At 72.8% G+C, this 18,704-nt stretch carries 16 protein-coding genes; 10 read left to right on the forward strand and 6 right to left on the reverse strand.

Features of this window, described 5'->3' with window-relative positions; all coding sequences use genetic code 11:
* Nucleotides 1-96 precede the first annotated feature (96 nt).
* Nucleotides 97-3,708, forward strand: a complete 3,612-nt coding sequence (locus AC27LF_RS15825) for a S8 family serine peptidase (RefSeq protein WP_479658987.1) — start codon at nt 97-99, stop codon at nt 3,706-3,708.
* A 133-nt stretch (nt 3,709-3,841) separates the two neighbouring features.
* Here AC27LF_RS15825 and AC27LF_RS15830 read toward each other — a convergent pair whose 3' ends face one another.
* A complete protein-coding gene (locus tag AC27LF_RS15830) occupies nt 3,842-5,278 on the reverse strand; it encodes an acyl-CoA synthetase (RefSeq protein ID WP_479658988.1) in 1,437 nt (478 codons plus the stop codon).
* A 159-nt stretch (nt 5,279-5,437) separates the two neighbouring features.
* Entirely contained in the window at nt 5,438-6,499 is a 1,062-nt protein-coding gene (locus AC27LF_RS15835) for a MerR family transcriptional regulator (protein ID WP_479659013.1), read from the reverse strand.
* Between the two features lie 153 nt (nt 6,500-6,652).
* Here AC27LF_RS15835 and AC27LF_RS15840 point away from each other — a divergent pair, with 153 nt between their 5' ends.
* Nucleotides 6,653-7,525 (forward strand): ATP-grasp domain-containing protein, encoded by an 873-nt coding sequence (locus AC27LF_RS15840; protein WP_479658989.1) that lies wholly within the window; start codon nt 6,653-6,655, stop codon nt 7,523-7,525.
* 81 nt (nt 7,526-7,606) lie between these two features.
* On the opposite strand, the gene AC27LF_RS15845 is transcribed toward AC27LF_RS15840, so the two are convergent.
* On the reverse strand, nt 7,607-8,227 hold the full coding sequence (locus tag AC27LF_RS15845) for a hypothetical protein (RefSeq protein WP_479658990.1): 621 nt from the start codon (nt 8,225-8,227) through the stop codon (nt 7,607-7,609).
* Nucleotides 8,228-8,352: 125 nt separating this feature from the next.
* On the opposite strand from AC27LF_RS15845, the gene AC27LF_RS15850 reads away from it, so the two are divergent.
* Both AC27LF_RS15850 and AC27LF_RS15855 read left to right on the forward strand, forming a co-directional pair.
* Nucleotides 8,353-9,126, forward strand: a complete 774-nt coding sequence (locus AC27LF_RS15850; RefSeq protein WP_479658991.1) for an IclR family transcriptional regulator — start codon at nt 8,353-8,355, stop codon at nt 9,124-9,126.
* Nucleotides 9,123-9,968 (forward strand): SMP-30/gluconolactonase/LRE family protein, encoded by an 846-nt coding sequence (locus AC27LF_RS15855; protein WP_479658992.1) that lies wholly within the window; start codon nt 9,123-9,125, stop codon nt 9,966-9,968. Before AC27LF_RS15850 ends, AC27LF_RS15855 begins: the two co-directional genes overlap by 4 nt.
* Before the next feature lie 237 nt (nt 9,969-10,205).
* Here AC27LF_RS15855 and AC27LF_RS15860 read toward each other — a convergent pair whose 3' ends face one another.
* The 3 genes from AC27LF_RS15860 to AC27LF_RS15870 are packed head-to-tail and all read right to left on the reverse strand — an operon-like array spanning nt 10,206 to nt 13,418.
* Nucleotides 10,206-11,603, reverse strand: a complete 1,398-nt coding sequence (locus AC27LF_RS15860; RefSeq protein WP_479658993.1) for an FAD-dependent oxidoreductase — start codon at nt 11,601-11,603, stop codon at nt 10,206-10,208.
* Entirely contained in the window at nt 11,596-12,822 is a 1,227-nt protein-coding gene (locus tag AC27LF_RS15865; protein WP_479658994.1) for an MAB_1171c family putative transporter, read from the reverse strand. The genes AC27LF_RS15860 and AC27LF_RS15865 overlap by 8 nt, the downstream gene beginning before the upstream one ends.
* On the reverse strand, nt 12,819-13,418 hold the full coding sequence (locus AC27LF_RS15870) for a toxin-antitoxin system, toxin component family protein (protein ID WP_479658995.1): 600 nt from the start codon (nt 13,416-13,418) through the stop codon (nt 12,819-12,821). The genes AC27LF_RS15865 and AC27LF_RS15870 overlap by 4 nt, the downstream gene beginning before the upstream one ends.
* Nucleotides 13,419-13,871: 453 nt before the next feature.
* Here AC27LF_RS15870 and AC27LF_RS15875 point away from each other — a divergent pair, with 453 nt between their 5' ends.
* From AC27LF_RS15875 to AC27LF_RS15900, 6 genes are all read left to right on the forward strand, one after another.
* Nucleotides 13,872-15,107 (forward strand): helix-turn-helix domain-containing protein, encoded by a 1,236-nt coding sequence (locus AC27LF_RS15875; RefSeq protein WP_479658996.1) that lies wholly within the window; start codon nt 13,872-13,874, stop codon nt 15,105-15,107.
* A 145-nt stretch (nt 15,108-15,252) separates the two neighbouring features.
* Nucleotides 15,253-15,651 (forward strand): hypothetical protein, encoded by a 399-nt coding sequence (locus AC27LF_RS15880; protein ID WP_479658997.1) that lies wholly within the window; start codon nt 15,253-15,255, stop codon nt 15,649-15,651.
* A complete protein-coding gene (locus AC27LF_RS15885) occupies nt 15,648-16,208 on the forward strand; it encodes a hypothetical protein (RefSeq protein WP_479658998.1) in 561 nt (186 codons plus the stop codon). Before AC27LF_RS15880 ends, AC27LF_RS15885 begins: the two co-directional genes overlap by 4 nt.
* A 263-nt stretch (nt 16,209-16,471) precedes the next feature.
* Entirely contained in the window at nt 16,472-17,068 is a 597-nt protein-coding gene (locus tag AC27LF_RS15890) for a hypothetical protein (protein ID WP_479658999.1), read from the forward strand.
* 357 nt (nt 17,069-17,425) lie between these two features.
* Nucleotides 17,426-18,427, forward strand: a complete 1,002-nt coding sequence (gene fxlM, locus AC27LF_RS15895) for a methyltransferase, FxLD system (RefSeq protein WP_479659000.1) — start codon at nt 17,426-17,428, stop codon at nt 18,425-18,427.
* Nucleotides 18,428-18,492: 65 nt separating this feature from the next.
* The gene (locus AC27LF_RS15900; RefSeq protein WP_479659001.1) at nt 18,493-18,687 is read left to right on the forward strand and encodes an FxLD family lanthipeptide; all 195 of its coding nucleotides are present in this window, start codon (nt 18,493-18,495) and stop codon (nt 18,685-18,687) included.
* The last annotated feature ends 17 nt before the right edge of the window (nt 18,688-18,704 follow it).

An 18,704-nucleotide genomic window follows, 5' to 3' on the forward strand; every position in this document is an offset into this window, starting at 1 on the left:
TGGGTAACTCCTAGGCGGCACACGGTCCGTGACACTGCTGGGCAGCGCTCGACATGCACGTACGTACTCGACGCACGCGAACGAGAAGAGGCGTGGATGACCAGAGGACCAGTCAGACGCGGGGCGACCCTCCTGGCGGCCGGGCTCGTGATCGCCCTGCTGCCGGCGGCACCGGCGGTCGCGAACCCCGCCACCGCGGCCCCGCGTTCCCCGCACGCCACCACCACCGTCACCCTGGTCACCGGCGACCGGGTGACCGTCACCGACGTAGGGCAGGGGAAGAAGACGGTCACCGTGCGGCGGCCGGCCGGCGCCACCGGGGCGGTACGGACCCAGCGCAGCGGCGGCGACATCACCGTCGTACCCGACGAGGCCCTGCCCTATCTGCGGGCCGGCACCCTGGACCGGCGGCTGTTCGACGTCAGCGGGCTGATCCGGCAGGGGCTCGGCGACGCCGGCACCGACGCGCTGCCGCTGATCGTCACCTACGACAAGGGCGTACGGGCGGCCACACCGCGCGGCACCGAGCGGACCCGTGACCTGCCGAGCCTGCGCGGCGCCGCCGTCCGGGCCGGCAAGGGCCGTACTTTCTGGCGGGAGTTCACCGCGCGCGACGGCATCGACAAGGTCTGGCTGGACGGCCGGGTCACCGCCGACATGGCCGAGAGCAACGCCCAGATCGGCACGCCGGCCGCCTGGGACGCCGGGCTGACCGGCAAGGGCGTCACCGTCGCCGTCCTGGACACCGGGGCCGATCTGAGCCACCCCGACCTCAAGGACCGGGTCACCGCCGCCAAGAGCTTCGTCGACGGCCAGGAGGTCGCCGACCGCGACGGCCACGGCACCCACGTCGCCTCCACCGTCGGCGGCAGCGGAGCGGCCTCGGGCGGCCGGGAGAAGGGCGTCGCCCCCGACGCCGCCCTGGCGGTCGGCAAGGTGCTCAGCGATCAGGGCTCGGGCAGCGAGTCCCAGATCATCGCCGGCATGGAGTGGGCGGCCCGGGACGTCGACGCAAGGATCGTCTCGATGAGCCTCGGCTCCACCGAGCCCGCCGACGGCACCGACCCGATGTCCCAGGCCGTCGACACCCTGTCGAAGGAGACCGGCGCCCTGTTCGTCGTCGCGGCCGGCAACACCGGCGCGCCCTCCTCCATCGGATCGCCCGGCGCCGCCGACGCGGCCCTGACCGTCGGCGCGGTCGACTCCGCCGACCAGGCGGCCTACTTCACCAGCGCCGGACCCCGGTACGGCGACAACGCCCTCAAGCCCGACCTGTCGGCGCCCGGTGTCGACATCCTCGCCGCCCGCTCCGGGCTCGCCCCCGGCAGCGGCCCGTACACCACGATGAGCGGTACGTCGATGGCGACCCCGCACGTCGCCGGGGTGGCCGCCCTGCTCGCGCAGGAGCACCCCGACTGGAGCGGCGCCCGGATCAAGGACGTGCTGATGTCGACCTCGCGGCAACTCGACGCGTCCGCCTATGTGCTGGGCGCGGGCCGGGTCAGCGCGCCCGCCGCGGTGACGGCCGAGGTGACCGCCACCGGCAGCGCCGACCTCGGCTTCTACGCCTGGCCGTACCCGGCGAACGAACCCGTCACCAAGACGGTGACCTACACCAACTCCGCCGACACCGACGCCGAGTTGACGCTCTCCGTGCGGGGCGCGCCGGACGGTGTGGTCTCGCTCGCCGACACCGCGCTCACCGTTCCCGCGCACGGCACCGCGTCCACCACCGTGACCGGTGACGGCGCGGGCGCGCCGGTCGGCACCACCAGCGGACAGATCGTGGCCGTCGACGCGGCCGGCACCACGGTCGCGCACACCGTGTTCGGGCTGGTCAAGGAGGAGGAGCGGTACACGCTCACCGTGCACGTCAAGGATCGGGACGGCGCGCCGGCCGCCGCCGACCTCACCGTGCAGCGGCTCGCCGCGGGCGCCGACGCCCTCCCCGCCTCCGTCGGCGACTCCGGCACCCTGAAGCTGCGGCTCCAGCCGGGCACGTACGCCCTGGCCTCCTTCCTGGACGTACGCGGCGGCCACGGCGCCGACTCGCTCGGACTCGGCTTCCTCGCCGCGCCCGAGGTCGTCCTGGACCGGGACCGTGAAATCACCCTGGACGGACGGAGATTGCGCGAGCTGCGCACGAAGGTCCCGCGGCGCGCCGAGATTCGCCAGCTGATCATGGAGTACGACCGGCAGGCGAACGGCGCCGACCTGTTCGGCGCGGTCCAGGTGCCGCTGACGTACGACAGCGTCTTCGCCGCGCCCACCGACCCGGTCACCGAGGGCGGCTTCGAGTACCGCACGGTGTGGCGGCTCGCCAAGCCGCAGCTCGACGTCAAGGGGATCGGGGAGGCCACCGTCCAGTCCGGCGGCACCCTGATCGAGGGCCGCACCCGACTGCCGCTGGTGGACGTCGGCGACGGCCCGGTCACCGGGGTCGCCGGCAAGGCGGTGCTCGCCCGGCTCGCCGACGGCGCCGACCCGGCCGCGCTAGCCCGGGCCGCCCAGGACGCGGGCGCCGAGGCGCTGTTCGTCACCGACGACGCGCCCGGACGGCTGATGGCCTGGTGGGGCACGGACGACAACGCCGACCGTCCGCTGCAGATCGCCACGGTGAACGCCGCCGACGCGGCGAAGCTGCGCCGGGCGGGCCGCGTCGACATGACGGGGACGCGCAACTCGCCGTATGTGTACGACCTTTCGGAGGGCCACCGGGACGCGGTCCCGGACCGGGACCTGACCTACGCGCCGACCCGCCGCCAACTCGCCACGCTGGACGTGAAGTTCCATGCCGTCAGGCCCCTCGACGGCAGCGAGTACCGGTACTCGCTCACCGACGCCTTTCCGATCGGCCTCGGCTTCCAGGAGCGCGTCGACCTGCCGGCCGAGCGCACGGACTACGTGTCCACCGGGCCGGGACAGCGGTGGCACGAGTCGGTGACCGTCGACGGCGGGGCACTGGAGGAACGCAGCGGGCTCGTCCGCTACTCGGGCGGATCGCATCCCACGCTGAACTGGTTCCGCCCGGTGTGGCATCCGTGGCTGGGCACCGGGCTTGGCTTCGGACAGCAGCGCTCCGGCAACCAGCTCCAGTTCAACACCCCCGGCTGGGGCGACTCCGGGCCCGACCACACCGGCTTCGGCGACGTGTGGAGCGACGGCACCGGCATGACCCAGTACACCGAGGTGTACCTGGACGGCACCCGGGTGGACCGGCGCAACGGCTCCGCCGCGTACGTGTGGGACGCGCCCGCCGACGAGCACACCTACCGGGTGGTCACCGACACCGCCCTGGACGCGGACCGCTGGATGCCGGCCACCCGGGGCCACGCCGAGTGGACCTTCCGGTCGGCGGCCACCCCCGAGGACCGCTGGACCCGCCTCCCGCTGATCAACCTCTCCTTCGACATCGACACCGACCTCGCGGGGCGGGTGCGCGCCGGCCGGGTGCCGGTGCGGCTCGGCGCCGCGTACGTGGCGGACGCGGCCGGCACCGGGAGTCTCGGCGGCGGCACGCTCGACGTGTCGTACGACGACGGCGCGTCCTGGCAACGGGTCGGGCTCACCGCGGACCGCGGCCCCACCTGGCACGGCACGCTGACCGTACCCCGCAAAGCCACCCACGTGTCCCTACGAGCCTCGGCCCACGACGACCGAGGCGCCTCGGTGACGCAGGAGATCATCCGAGCGGCACGCGTCCCGTAGGGGCGCGGGGAACTGCGCGACAAGCCACGACGGCGCGGCAGCCGAGGATGGCGCCGAAGCCACCATGGCGCTGCAACGGTGCTGTAGCCGACGGTGCCGCCACAGCCCCGCCCTCCCCGCGGAGCGCACGGTGCTAAAGCGAACGCTTCATGATCTTGCCCAGCTCGTTGCGGGGCAGCGCGTCCAGATGGCGGACGACCCGCGGCCGCTTGTGCGGGGCCAGACGACGCGCCACATGGTCGGCCAACTCCTCCGCTCCGGGCGGGGCCTGGGGATCCACGGGCACGATCCAGGCCACGATCCGCTCGCCCAGATCCGCGTCCGGCTCCCCGGTGACGGCCGCCTCGCTCACCCCCGGATGTTCCAGCAGCGCGTTCTCGACCTCCCCGGCGCCGATCTTGTAACCCCCGCTCTTGATCAGATCGGTGGCCTTCCGGCCGACGATGCGGACATAGCCGTCGGCCTCGCGCACCGCCATGTCGCCGGTGCGGAACCAGCCGTCCGCGGTGAACGCGGCGGCGGTGGCGTCGGGCCGGTTGAGGTACCCGGTGAACAGGTTCGGGCCGCGCACCTGGATCTCGCCGATGGTCTCGCCGTCGTACGCCGCGAGGACCGTGCCGTCCTCCTCCACCAGCCGCAGCTGCACGCCCGGCAGCGGCACCCCGACCGTGCCCGCGCGGCGCTCACCGTCGGCCCGTACGCTCGTGTTCATCAGCGTCTCCGTCATGCCGTACCGCTCGATCACCCGCTGCCCGGTCGCGGCCGTGATCCGCTCGTGGTCGTGCACCGGCAGCGGGGCCGAGCCGGAGACCAGCAGCCGGGCCCGGCCCAGCGCCTTGGCCAGCCCGGGGTCCTCGGGCAGTGCCTCGGCGATGCGGTGGTACATGGTCGGCACCCCGAAGAGCATGGTCGCGCCGTCGTTCAGCTCCCGGGTCACCCCCTGGGTGTCGAACCGCCCCAGGTGCCGCACCGAGCCGCCGCGCCGCAGCGGGCCGAGGACGCCCAGCACCAGCCCGTGCACATGGAACAGCGGCAGCCCGTGCACCAGGACGTCGTCGGCGGTCCACCGCCAGGCGTCGGCCAGCGCGTCCAGGGTGGCGGCGAGCGCGCGCCGGGGCAGCACCGCGCCCTTGGGCGGGCCGGTGGTGCCGGAGGTGTAGACGACCAGCGCGGGGTCGCCGTCCGCCGCACGGTCCTCGGGAACCTCGCCGCAGCCGTGCGCGTCCACATCGAGCCGGGTCAGCGCGTCCAGGGGCGCGGGGAGCCGGACGCCGGGCGCGGCCAGCACCAGGGAAGGGGAGCTGTCGGAGAGGATGTGGGAGAGTTCGCCCTCCCCGGACTTCGGGTTGAGCGGTACGGCGGCCACCCCGGCGAGCAGCGCGCCCACCACCCCGACGGCCGTCTCCGGCTCCGGCGTCGCCCAGACGGCGACCCGGCCCGCGCCCCGGAGACGGGCGGCCACGGCACCCGCGGCGGCGCCCAGGTGCGCGTACGTCAGCGACCGCTCGCCGAACCGCAGGGCGACGCGCTCGCCCGGACCGCCCGCCAGGGCCGGAAAGAGAAGGGACACGCGGCGCACTCCTTACCCGTCGGGGAGCACCGGCACAGCGCTCCGCACGTTCCTGTGCCACCGACGGTAGAGGATGGGACCGCCGGTGCAGACGCGGGCGGTGCGGGAGCGGCGGGAGCGGCGGGACACGGCGGAACGCGGCGGGACACGGCGGCGGGCTCAGGCCGCCGTCTCGACCACGTCGGCGACCACGCAGCTGACGTTGTCCGGGCCGCCGGTGGCGTTCGCCTCGCCGATCAGGGCGCCGACCGCCGCGTCGGGGGCCGCGGCCGTGGCCAGCACGTACGCGATCCGCTCGTCCGCCACGACCCCGGACAGGCCGTCCGAGCACAGCAGATACCGGTCGCCGGGCAGCGCGTCGCGCAGCTTCAGATCGGGGGCGGTGCCGGCGTCACCGCCGAGCGACTTCAGGAGCAGGGCGCGCTGCGGATGCGCGGTGGCCTCCTGAGGGGTCAGCCGGCCCTCGTCGAGCAGCGACTGGACCACCGTGTGGTCGTGGGTGATCCGGAACAGGGCGCCGTCGCGCAGCAGATAGGCGCGTGAGTCCCCGATGTGCACCAGGGCCAGCCGTGAACCGGTCAGCAGCAGCGCGGTCAGCGTGGTGCCGGCCTCCGCCGCGCCGCCGGCCGCGTCCCGCACGGCCTGGTGCGCGCCCAGAACGGCGTCCTCCAGCAGGTTCAGGACGCTGCCCGCGGACGCGTCCGCGCTCTCCAGGACCTTCAGCGCCTCCACCGCGGCGCTGCTCGCCGGCGCCCCGGCGGGCCCGTACCCGTCGGCCACGGCGAGCAGACGCGCGCCCGCGTACGCCGTGTCCTGGTTGGCGGGCCGCACCCGGCCGGTGTCGGAGCGGGCGCAATGACGCAGTTCCAGCATGACGGTGTCCTTCCTCGGGGCTGCGCTCAGATGGTCGACGAGGAACGCGGCGAGGTCCCGGCGCGCGGCCGTCTCGGCCTCCACCCGCGCCCAGTGGGCGCGGATCTCCCGTGCGGCGGCGGCAGGTTCCAGCGCGCACACCGCGCGGATCCCGGCGAGCGGCATGCCCAGCCGGCGCAGCCAGGCCACCAGCCGGGCCCGCTCCAACTGCTCGACGGCGTAGTACCGGTACCCGGTGTCCGGGTCGACCCGCGCGGGCCGCAGCAGGTCCAGCTCGTCGTAGAGCCGCAGCGCCTTCGGCGAGAGCCGGCTGGCCCTCGCGAAGGCGCCGATCGTCAGCATCTCCATGCCCCACCCCCGGGTGCCGCCGTGCTCGTCGTCCCGCCACCGATGCTGCGGCTTCACCGAGGGTGAAGGTCAAACCGGTTGCCGTGGTCGGTGTCGTGATGGTTAGCCTGCGATCCGATCATCCGCCGCATACGTACGCCGAGGGAGCCCGCCGTGCCCCGTATCGCACTCGCCACCTACGACCCCGGAACCGAGCCGAACCGGGACCGCGACCTGCCGGTCCTGCTGCGCGCCCTGACGGACGCCGGCGTCGAGGCCGCCGCCGTGCACTGGGACGATCCCGGCGTCGACTGGAGCGGGTTCGACCTCGTCGTCATCCGGTCCACCTGGGACTACGCGTGGCGGGCCGAGGAGTTCGTGGCGTGGGCGGAGCGGGCCGGCAAGGCGACACGGCTGGCCAATCCGGCCGCCGTCGTGCGCTGGAACACCGACAAGCGGTACCTGGGGGATCTCGCGGCGGCGGGCGTGCCCGTCGTGCCGACCCGTTATGTCGCGCCCGGATCGGCGGCCGAACTCCCGGACGACCAGGACTTCGTCGTCAAGCCGACCTTCGGCGCGGGCGCCCGGTACGCCGCTCGGTACGCGCCCGGCGAGCGCGGCACGGCGCTGCGGCAACTGGCCCGCATGCACGAGGAGGGACTGACCGCGATGGTGCAGCCCTACGTCCGCGGCATCGACGTCGGCGGCGAGCGGGCCCTGCAGTTCTTCGGCGGCCGGCTGCTGCACGCCAGCCGCAAGCGGGCCGTGCTGGCGCCCGGCACCGCGTACGACGCGGAGAAGGTGGCCCACCCCGACCTGGAGCCGTGGCAGCCGACACCGGCCGAACTCGCCGTCGCCGGGCGCGCGTTGGCCGCCGTACCCGACGCGCCCGAACTGCTGTACGCGCGCGTGGACCTGGTCGACGCCGAGGACGGGACACCCCAGGTCATGGAACTGGAGCTGATAGAACCCAACCTGTTCCTCTTCCTGCACCCAACATCGACGCCCACGGTGACATCGGCGATCCTGGCGGCGGCGGGCAACTGAACAACACCGCCTCGTTCCCCGCGCCCCGAAAGGGGCGCGGGGAACGGCGCGACCAGCCACATCGCACCCGCACTCGACCGATTACCGGCGCGTCTCCCCTAAGGCGCCGCCGGCAACCCGCTGCAACAAGCCCCACGTGAACTCGGCGACAACCTCCCGGCGGGCTCCGCTCGTGTCGGGGGCCGTGAAGGCGAGGCCCCAGCGGGTGGGGGCCGTGCCCTCCAGCGGCCGGGCCGGGGCGAAGGCGCGGGCCACCTCGTCGACCGTGCACGACCAGAGGGTGAGGTCTTCGAGGCGGGCGAGGCGCGGCGCCGCGGCGCCCGGCGCGCGGACCAGCCACTCGTTCCAGACCGCGCCCGTGCCGGCGACCAGCACCTCGAAGCGCAGGTCGGGCCAGAGCGGGACGGGCCACTGCCACACCGCGCACTCCAGGTCGCCGATGGTGCGCTTGCCCTCCGACTCGGGCGCGCCGAGCACCGAGCGGTACCGGGAGGCCGCCGGGCGTGCCCTGGGGGAGCGGACCATCGCCTGCCAGCGCTTGTTGGCCTCGCGCATGTCCGCGAGGGACACGCCCAGCTCGCGCCGGGCGTCCTCGACCAGGTCGGGGTTGTGGTCGGCCATGCGGCGCAGCAGCACCAGCTGGAAGTCGAGCGGGCCGAAGGGGGCGGCGGGGCGCTTGGCGGAGGACGGCATGGGCACCATCGTCGCCCACCGGCCCGGTACGCACCCATTGCCGGGGCAATCCTCCATGACTAGCCTGTGTTCGTCATGCCGATCGTCTGTTGAAATATCGAACGCAGGCGCTGAACAAGGGAGGGGGCCGGAGGATGGGACGCCTCGTACCCGCCGTGACCCGGGCTCTCGACATACTTGAGCTCTTCCTCGACGGGGACGGCACGCTCTCCGCCCCCGACATCGTGCGCAGGCTCCAGCTGCCGCGCACCACCGTGCACGAGCTGGTCACCACGCTCGCCGCCCGCCAGTACATCGTGCCCGTACCCGGACAGCCCGGACGGTACCGGCTCGGGGTGCGGCCCTACCAGCTCGGCAGCCGCTACGCCGAGCAGCTGGACCTGGCCGCCGAGGGCCAGCAGGTCGCCCGCTCGGTCGCCGAGACCTGCGACGAGACCGTGCACGTGGCGATCCTGGACGGCACGGACGTCATCTACATCGCCAAGGTCGACTCCACACACGCGGTGCGCATGGTGTCCGCGGCCGGCCGCAGGCTGCCCGCCCACTGCACCTCGGTCGGCAAGATGCTGCTGGCCTCGCTGCCCGAGCCGGAGCTGGCCGCGCGCATCCCGGACGGCGCCGAGCTGGCCGCCATGACCCCCAACAGCATCACGGACCCCGGCGCGCTGCGCGCGGCACTGGCGGGAATCCGGGAGCGCGGCATCGCGGTGGAGAGCCGCGAGTCCAATCCGGACGTCAGCTGTGTCGCGGCCCCGGTCCGCGACCGCACCGGCCAGGTGGTCGCCGCGCTGTCCATCTCCGTGCCCATGATCCGCTGGAGCGACGAGCGGTTGGCCGAACTGGCGCACCTGGCCGCCAAGGGCGCGGTCGAACTGTCGGAGCGCCTGGGACATCGGAGCGTGGCATGACGGGGTACGAGGTGGCGGTGCAAGCCGAGGCGGCGCTCGGCGAGGGGCCGACCTGGGACCCGGTGACGGGCCGGCTGCTGTGGATCGACGTCCTCGGCATGCGGGTGCACGGCTACGATCCGGCATCCGGCCGCCGTACGGTCCGCACGACCGAGCAGCACGTCGGCGCCGTGAAGCCGCGCGCGGGCGGCGGCCTGGTGCTGAACCTCCGGGACGGTATCGGCCTGCTGGACCCGGACGGCGCCTTCCGCTGGCTGCACCACGAGCCGGTGCCCGGCCGCCGCGCGAACGACGCCGCCGTCGCGCCCGACGGCGCGCTGTGGGCGGGCACGATGCGCTACGACGAGACGGCGGGCGGCGGCACGCTGTCCCGGGTCACCGGCGCCGGTGAGGTCCGCACGGTCCTGCCGTCCGTCACGGTGAGCAACGGCACGGGCTGGAGCCCCGACGGGCGTCTGATGTACTACGTCGACAGTCCCACGCGCCGCATCGACGTCTTCGACTTCGACGGCGAACAGGCCGTCGACCGGCGCCCGTTGGCGCAGATCGAGGAGGGCGCCGGCTTCCCCGACGGCCTCACGGTCGACGCCGACGGCTGTGTGTGGGTGGCGCTGTGGGACGGCGCGGCGGTACGCCGCTACACGCCCGGCGGCGTCCTGGACCGCGTACTCACCGTACCGACGGCGCGCCCCACGGCGTGCGCCTTCGGCGGCACGACCCTGACGGACCTGTACATCACCACAGCCCGCACGGGCCTGAACAGCCCCCACCCTCTGTCGGGTTCACTCCTGGTGATCCCGACAGCAGGCGAGGGCCTGCCCCAACCCTCCTTCGCCGGTTGACACCAGGCGCCCCGAAAGGGGCGCGGGGCTGTATCACTATGCGGCTCCGCCGCGTGGGCGCGACAAGCCACAACAAACCGGCAGACGACCGACACACATCCCGCGTTCACGGTTAAAACGTCCGTCAGCCGCAACGCCCCGTAAGGGGCGCGGGGCTGTGTCGATATGCGGCTCCGCCGCGTGGGCGCGACAAGCCACAACAAACCCGCAGACGACCGACAACGCATGACGCCCCCCTCAGCGAAGCCCAACCGCTTTCAACTCGTCCACCGTAAGCGGCGGCCCGCCCAACGCCGGTTTCAAGGGACCCACCACCGCCGCGACCACCACGCCAGGCGCCAGCAGCACCCCCGCTTGGCGGGACAGCGACGTCACATCCGTCACCCGGCGCGCGATACGCCCGTTGCCCGTCGCGGTGTGCAGCAGCCGTCCCACGTAGGCCGCGGTGATCCGCTCCCGCAGCGTCGGTCCGGTCTCGGTGGCCCCCGGGTAGAAGACGTCCGCCCCGGTCGACAGGTCCCAGGCCGCCCGCACGGGCCGGCTCACCGCCCGCTGGACGCGCCGGGCGAGCCCGGGCGTGCCCAGTCCGTGACGGCCCATCACTTCGCGCAGGGCGAGGGCCCCTTGGGCCGCCACCGACATGCCGTGCCCGTACACCGGGTTGAGCGCGCACACCGCGTCGCCGAGCACCACGAAGTTCTCCGGCCACATCGGCATCCGCTCGAAGTAGTGCCGGCGGTTGGCCGTGGTCCTGGTGAACGCGACCTCCTCGCCGAGCGGTTCGGCCCGCGCCAGCAGCTCGGCGATGATCGGGTGCCGCAGCTCTTCCCGGGCGTACCGGAGGAAGTCGGCGGCGTCGGTGGTGGGTTCGTGGCCCCGGCAGCCATGGAGGGTGACCATCCACCTGCCGTCCTCGATCGGCATGAGGACACCGCCCCGGCCGGGCCGCGGGCCCCGGGGATCCGCCTGCACGTTGACGATCGGGAAGCCGTCGCGTGCCTGTTCCGGCGCCCGGAACAGGCGGGTCGCGTACGCCAGTCCGGGGTTGACCTCGCGTCGTTCGGGCGCGGGCAGGCCGAGCGAGGCCAGCCACCGGGTGGCGCGGGAGCCGCGCCCGGTGGCGTCGACGACGAGGTCGGCGGGCAGGGTGCGCTCGGTTCCGTCCCGGTCCCGGATCCGTGCCCCGGTGACGGCCGTGTCGGTGCCCACAGGACCCAGCGCCTCGGCCCGTTCGATCAGTTCGATCCGCGGGTCGGCGAGGATCCGGGTACGCACCACCCAGTCCAGCAGGTCGCGGCTCGCGGGCAGCAGGAACGCCGACTCGGCCCAGCGCCGGAACCAGCCGTGCGGCGACAGCACGACCATGTCCGTGGTCACCGGCAGCCGGGTCACCCCGGCCGCCCGCAGCCGTTCGCCGACACCCGGCACCAGCCGCTCCAGCGCCCGGGCCCCGCCCGACCACAGCTGGTGCACATGCCGGGCCTGCGGCAGCCCCTTGCGCGGCTCGGGCCCGGCGGGCAGCGTGTCCCGTTCGATCACCACGACCCGGTCGGCGAACGAGGTCAGCGCACGGGCGGCGAGCAGTCCGGCGAGGGAGCCGCCGAGGACGACGGCGGCGGTGCTGCGATCACTCATGTGCGGGAACGCTCTCTGCTGGGGCGGAGGCACGCGTGCGCACCGCCTCGATCAGGTCGGGGTGGCGGAGGGCCCGGGAGACCGCTCCGATCTCCTGGAGCAGACGGGTGGTGTCGGGCCCGGCGGCCGTGTCGTACGGGTCGGGCGCGCGCTGCCGGCCGACGGCGTCCAGGATGCTCACCGCGGAGGCCAGCGCCCTGGCCCGGGCGGGCGGGTGGCCCAGCTCCAGGGCGGTGTCGTACGCCCGCGCGCCCAGGTCCACGTCGATGCGCCGGGCCAGTTGCAGCAGTACGTCCCGGATGAACGTCTCCCGGCGTGTCAGCCTGAGTTCGGGCGTGGCGCGCAGGGCGTAGCGCACGCCGTCGCCGCTGACGGTCCGCATCAGCTGGTACAGCGGGCGCAGTTCATGGTGGGCGAGCCGGACCCGCCAGCGGTCGTGCAGATACTGGCCGGCGTGCGGCAGGATGAAGCCGACCGCGATCAGGATGGCGGACAGGGCGGCGACCGGCGGCGCCAGGTCGGTGCTCAGCCAGTCCAGGTCGTGCCCGAACCAGCGGGCGGCGACCGCGGTCAGCTTGGACCCGTCGAAGATCAGGTTCAGTACGTAGCCGGCGCCGAGCAGCTTCAGTCCCCAGCGCAGCCAGGCGTCCAGGCCCTCGGTGCGCACCCAGTTCCAGATCAGCCTGGACGTGATGAGGCAGGCCACGAAGTGCGCGAGCAGATAGAGCAGGATCTCCTCACGCATGAACGGGGTGGTGGCGTAGTAGGTGTCCAGGTCCCGCAGCCGCTCCTCGGGCGCGTCGGCGAGCGCGAAGAGCACCCACAGGGCCACGATCACCCCGCAGTAGGCGCGGATCACCCAGCGCATCGCGCGGCGCGTGGCGGCCGAGCGTTCCGACAGGCCGCCCCGCCAGACGATGATCAGCAGCAGGCAGGAGCCGCAGAACGCGGTGAGCAGCGAATAGCACCAGGGCGCCGAGATGTTGGGCACGCCGGTGACCCGGTTGGTCCAGGCGATCGTGGACGGGGTCACGAAGACGAACACCGCGCAGGCGAGCAGCAGCAGACCGCCGACGGCACGCAGCAGCGGGTCCCGCCACAGCCGGATGATCGTGGGCAGCTTGATCAGCAGGGCGGCGGTCAGCACCGCGGTGGGAATCCAGAAGGAGATGTAGAACTCGCCGAGGATTCCCGAGGGGTTCAGCGCCAGCGGGGTCATCGGGGCGCTCCGCGGCGGCCGCGGTAGCCGAGGGACCGCTGGAGCGGGTCCGGGACGGCGCCGGTGCCGGCGACGCAGGGACGGCACAGGGCGGCCAGCCGGTGTCCGAAGTCGTCGGCCTCGGCCTCGTCGGACTCCCGGGAGCCGTTGCGCGCGGCCACCGTCAGGGCCGCGTCGCGCAGCCCCGGTGTCTCGGCGAGGGCGCGGGCCGCCTGTGCGCCGGGCAGCCGGTGGTGCCGGTGCCCGGCGTGCATGTGCCACAACTCATGCCCAAGGATGACGAGTTGCTGCACGGCTTCGGCGCGCTCCTCGACGATGACCAGGTCGAAGTCGGCGAACTCCACCCACAGGCCGGTGACTTCGATCTCGTCGGGGAACCGCTCGAAGCGCAGCTCGACGGGCCGGCCGCCGCGCCGTGCGCTCATCTCCTCGCACAGGGCCCGGCACAACTCGCCGATGTCGGAGGGCGGACGGGGTCTGGCGCGCACCGCTCGGGCCAGCGCGGCGGCGAGCGTGCGCTCGGCCGAGCCGGGCCGAAGGCTCCGCAGCCGCGTGGCGATCCGGGCCGCCCGCTGCCGCGCGCCCGCGATGTCCATCGCCTCCCCCTTCACACCGCCGGACGGCGGCTCGTCCGAGATTACGCGCCCGGATGTGTTCGCGTCAGGTGATCGGACGAGCGTGGTTCAACCTGGAACGATCGCGGATTCCGCCGCGGCGCGAAAGCCCCGACCTCAAACGTTCCCGAAGTGTCCTCGTGCTGCCGTCCCGAGACTGAGCGTCGCCCTTCAACCGCTCCCGGGGTGCGGCTCAGTCATGTCGGTCCGTGTGGACGCATCCGACCTCGACGCGCTGCTCGCGCGGCTCTTGCCCGGTCAGCGGCTGGCGCCGTCCGGCCAGGCGATGCGCACAGGCACGCCGGTCTGCTCCGTGCCGTGCCCAACTCCGGGCATGCGAAAGCCCCTTACGTAATGCGTGCGTAAGGGGCTTCGCAGTCTCCCCCCGGCAAAGCGGGGGTACCGTACCTAGTGGACGCTAGGAATGGAGCCGGTATGCCCCAATGGAGCGACTACAGCACGGGTGAACGAATCAAGATCCTCCGAGGCCGCGAGATCCGGCAGTCCGACCTTGCCGAGATGACGGACCTGTCAATCGTCACCATTCAGAAAGCAGAGCAGGACAAGGCACTGTCCCTGCCCACTCTCCTTGCCATCGCCGACGCGCTCAGCGTGGACACCTCCGTCATTCTCGGCCAGCAGGCACCCCGCCGGGCGTTGGACCAGGGCGATCGCACGGTGATCCGCGACCTGTCGCGGGCCGTCCACGACACGGCCGCCGGCATCCTCCCTGACACGGCCGAGCCCGCCACGTTCGAGGAACTGCAAGAGACCACCGACCGGTGCTGGGACCTGTACTGGCGGGGCCGTTACGTGCAGGCCGGTGCGCTTGTCGCACCGTTCCTGACGGCGGTCGCCGCCCGACTGCACCAGCAGCCCGACGGGGAGCAAGCCCAGGCGTGGGGGGTGCTCTCCGACGCCTACCGCATCGCCGGGTACGTGGCGAACCTCATGGGTGCTCGCGACCTGGCGTACGCGGCGATCGGGCACGCCCAGCAGGCGGCCGAGCGGGGCGCGGACGACCTGCGGGTGGCCCTGGTCGGGTCGGGCCGGTCGTGGGTGTACCTGCGGGACGCCCGCCTGCCGGAGGCACTGGCACTGGCGGAGAAGTCTGCGGCGGACATTGAGCCCCGGTTCTCCAAGGCGACACCGGAGGAACTGACGGCGTACGGCAGCCATGTGAACTTCGCCGCGGTGGTCGCCTCCCGGATGGGTGACAAGGCGCGGGCAGCGGACTTCCTGTCTCAGTCCCACGCCACCGGCGCCCGGATGGGCCGGGAGGTGCGTGCGCACGGAACCCTGTTCGGGCCGGTGTCCGCGACGACGCAGGCCGTCGGTATCAACGTCGCGCTTGGACAGACGGGTAAGGCCCTGGAACTCATCGACTCCATCGCCGACGTGTCGGCGCTGACGGAAGCCGCACGGAACCGGTACGCGATGGACAAAGCGATGGCGCAGGCCGACGCGAAGCAGTGGGACGCGTCCCTCGACACGCTGGAAGAGACGCTGCGCAGCGCCCCGCAGTGGGCACGCCACCAGACCCTGCCGGGGGTGATCGTGCAGAAAGTCGGGAAGGCTTCCACGGCGAGGCTGCGGCGGGTGTCGGAGCTGATCGGGGTGTCTCCGGGCATCCAGGGTTTCCTGCCGGCGACGTCGAAGACAGCCCTGTGAGCCACTGATTGGTATGTAGCGGACGACTTGCGGCTGATCGTCCGTCAAGTGTGGTGCGAGGCAGACGACTTGGAATCTGACGGGTTCTCATAGTCGTCCGCCTCCTTTCTGTACCAACACGGCGTGTAGCGGCACGGTTACCGGCATGACGAGGACACCCGGCGACCTCTCCCGGCGCCGCAACATCGCCGACGCGGCGAGTGGCTTTCCCTCCCGAGCAACCGTCGTGCTCTACGGCTGCCCCGAGCCCGGCCAGGACGAGCGGGACGTCATGACCCAGCTGCGCCGCTACGCCGACGCGCGTGACTGGGTGGTGATAGGGGAGGTAACCGACCCGAGCCCGGCCACCATCCCGTTCCAGGAGCGCCGCGGTTGGCCCGCTGCCAGGAACGCGGTCACCAGCGGCCAGGCCAAGGGCATCGTCGCCACCGCGTGCCCCCAGACGCCCGTCGCCTCGGATCTGGAGGATTGGCTGCGCGACAACCAGGCGTTCCTTTCCGAGGTGGCTACTGCGCCGTCCACAGCCGAAGGAGTGGCGCAGTGAAGCCCACCGGGAGCCCGGCGCCGCGGGTCCCGGTACTCGTACTGCGCGGGGAGGACCGGGAGCGCCGCGCGGTGGCCGAAGCCTGGCTGTACCAGGCGGCCACGTTCCACGAAGCGGCGTGTGAAGAGTGGACGACGCAGGGCATCGCCCTGCTGACCGCGGGCATCGTGTGGGACGCCGCACGCGTGCCGTACACACCGCTCGGCGTGGACCCGGACCGCCACGCCCAGCTGCGCCGCCGACTGGCCGAACTGCGGGTGACGGGTCCGATGTTCTGTGACCCTTACCGGCCGTTCCTGTACGTCCTGGTGCCGCCCGGTACTGACCGCGAGTGGCCCGGCGACCTCGCCGCGGCGGGAGCGGAGTGCCTGGGCGGTACCCGCCCGTACGCCCACTATGTGGGAGTGCCGCGCCTGGACCTGAATTCCCCTCCGGGCCCGTACTGGGTGACGCTCCCGCACGGCACCGGTCACCTCACCGATCCCCAGCACCTGCACCGGGTGCCGTCGGTGAAGCAGCAGGACGCCCTGACGGGCACCCCGCGGGTGATCGCATGAGGAGCCACGACCCGTTAGGTGCAGAGCTGACCGGGGAGGGCCGGTGCCCGCCGGTTTCCCGTTCCCGGCTCTCCCCGCGGGCGCCGGCAGGCCCGGTCCGGCGCTCCCGGCCCCGTGATGCCCTGCGGTGTGCCGGCCGTCACTTGCATCCCGACGAAGGAAGGTTCTCGATCGTGTTGCCTCCGGCACCGCCAGGTGTTGTCCCGTACATCGCCGGATGGAGTGAGGAAAGGCTGCTGTCGTGTCCGATCGTCCGCCGCCGCGTGGTCCCGGGGATCGCGTACGCGGATGAAACCCCGTACGACCGGGACAGTTTCGGTGTGCTGTGGGCCCGGTACGCGCTGCGGCCGAAGCGGCGCCGGGGCAGCCCGCAGCTGCGGAACGTCCATCCGTACCGGCAGCGCCGCGCGATGCTGAACATGATGTGCCAGGTCTGCGCTCGGATGCCGCCGGACCCGCACGGTCCGCATCTGTTTCTCCTGCGGGACTCCTGTGGTGCGGTCCGGGAGGGGGAGCGTACGACGAGCCCGCCGGTCTGCGTACCGTGCGCCGGGATCTCCATCCAGCTCTGCCGTGCCCTGCGGGGTGGGCGCTTCGTGGCGGCCTGGGCGAGACGCGTGCCCGCGTGGGGAGTCGTCGGTCCCCTTCACCATCCCGTGACGCTCCAGCCCATCCCCGGCTGCCACATGGAGCAGGTGAAGTACGGGTCGGAGTGGGCTCCCTGGGTCCGCGCCGCCCGCACGATGGTGGAACTCCATGACGTGACACCGGCGGACCTGGACCGCGAGTTCGCCGCCCTCGGACGCGACCGCCTGGAGGAGGAGTTCACCCGGGTCGCGGAGCTGACGGCGGTCGCCTGATGGCCGCGTAGGCCCATGCCGCCCCGAGGCAGGTCTGTCACGCCCCGGCCCGTCGGCCTGCGTCAACATCACCCCCCAACCGCCTCGGCACGGCGCCGAGAAGGAGATCGTTCGTGGATAGCGTCCCCAGCATGGCGACTGACAACAGCAACAAGCCCTCTGCGTCCGAGCAGGAGTTGCGCGACAGGATGGTGGAACAGCTCATTGCACTCCGCGCCGCGCGCAGCGCCCGCGTCGTGGCTGCGTTCCGCTCGGTTCCCCGCCACCTGGCCACTCCCGATCAGGACATGGCCAAGGTCTACGAGCCCGAACAGGCCGCGATCACCAAGACCGACGCCAACGGCACACATCAGCTCGGTGTCGGCCCCGCGCATCCAGGCCGTGCAGATCGAACAGGCCGACATCCGGTCGGGGATGAGCGTCCTGGAGATCGGCTCCGGCGGTGTGAACGCGGCCTACCTCGCCGAGCTGGTGGGTGAGCAGGGCCACGTCGTCACGATGGACATCGACCCCGATGTCACCCAGCGCGCGAAGGACTTCCTGAAGACGACCGGCTACCGGAACGTCACCGTCGTCACCGCCGACGGCGAGAACGGCGACGGGGCCCACGCCCCGTACGACCGGATCATCGTCACCGTGCAGGCCGCCGACATCCCGCCCGCCTGGATTCACCAGCTCACCGAAGGCGGCCGGCTCGTCGTCCCGCTGCGCATGCGCGGCATGACCCGGACCATCGCCCTCGTACGCGACGGCGAGCGCCTGGTCAGCGACGGGTTCGAGCTGTGCGGCTTCGTACCGATGCAGGGCGCCGGCGAGAACCGCATGCGCGTGGCCCTCATCCACGACACCGAGGGCGAAGAGATCGGCCTGCGGCTGGACGGCCACCCCGAACCCGACACCGAAGCCCTGAGCGCCGCCCTGCAAACGCCCCGCACCACGGCCTGGTCCGGCGTGACCCTTGCGGGTGACGAGTCCAACGAGCACCTGGACCTGTGGCTGACGACCGCCCTGGACAACCTCCCCCTGATGGCCGCGAAGCCCGCTGCCCGGCAGCGCGGCCTGGTCGCCTCCGCCTCACCGCTCGGCGTGCCGACCCTCGTCGACGGCGGCAGCTTCGCCTACCGGACCGTCCGCGCCACCGACGATCCCGACCGGTTCGAGCTGGGCGCGGTCGGCCACGGACCTCAGGGTCAGAAGGTCGCCGAGCGCCTGCTCTCGGAGATCCAGTCTTGGGACCGCGACCACCGCGAGGACAGGGCGCGCATCGAGGTCTATCCGGCCGGAACCCCGGACGACCAGCTTCCCGCGGGGCGGATCATCGACCGGCCGCACACGCGGGTCACGATCGCCTGGCCGTGACGCCTCCAGCACCCCGTCCAGGTCAGCAACGCACATCCACCCACCCCTGTAGCGAGGAGAACGAGATGGCACCGCAGATCAACGGCACCACCCTGCAGGCCGCCACGGACTTCACGGTCGTTGGAGACTCGGACTTCGACCTCGACATCGAGACCGTCGCCTCCGCCCCGATCGTCGGCGCATTGCTGAACGACACCGGCGATGGCTGCGGCTCCACCTGCCAGTCCGCCTGCTCCAACAGCACTTGCGTCGGCGGCTGACGCACCAGGTGCGGGGC

The organism is Streptomyces diversicolor, assembly GCF_057537855.1.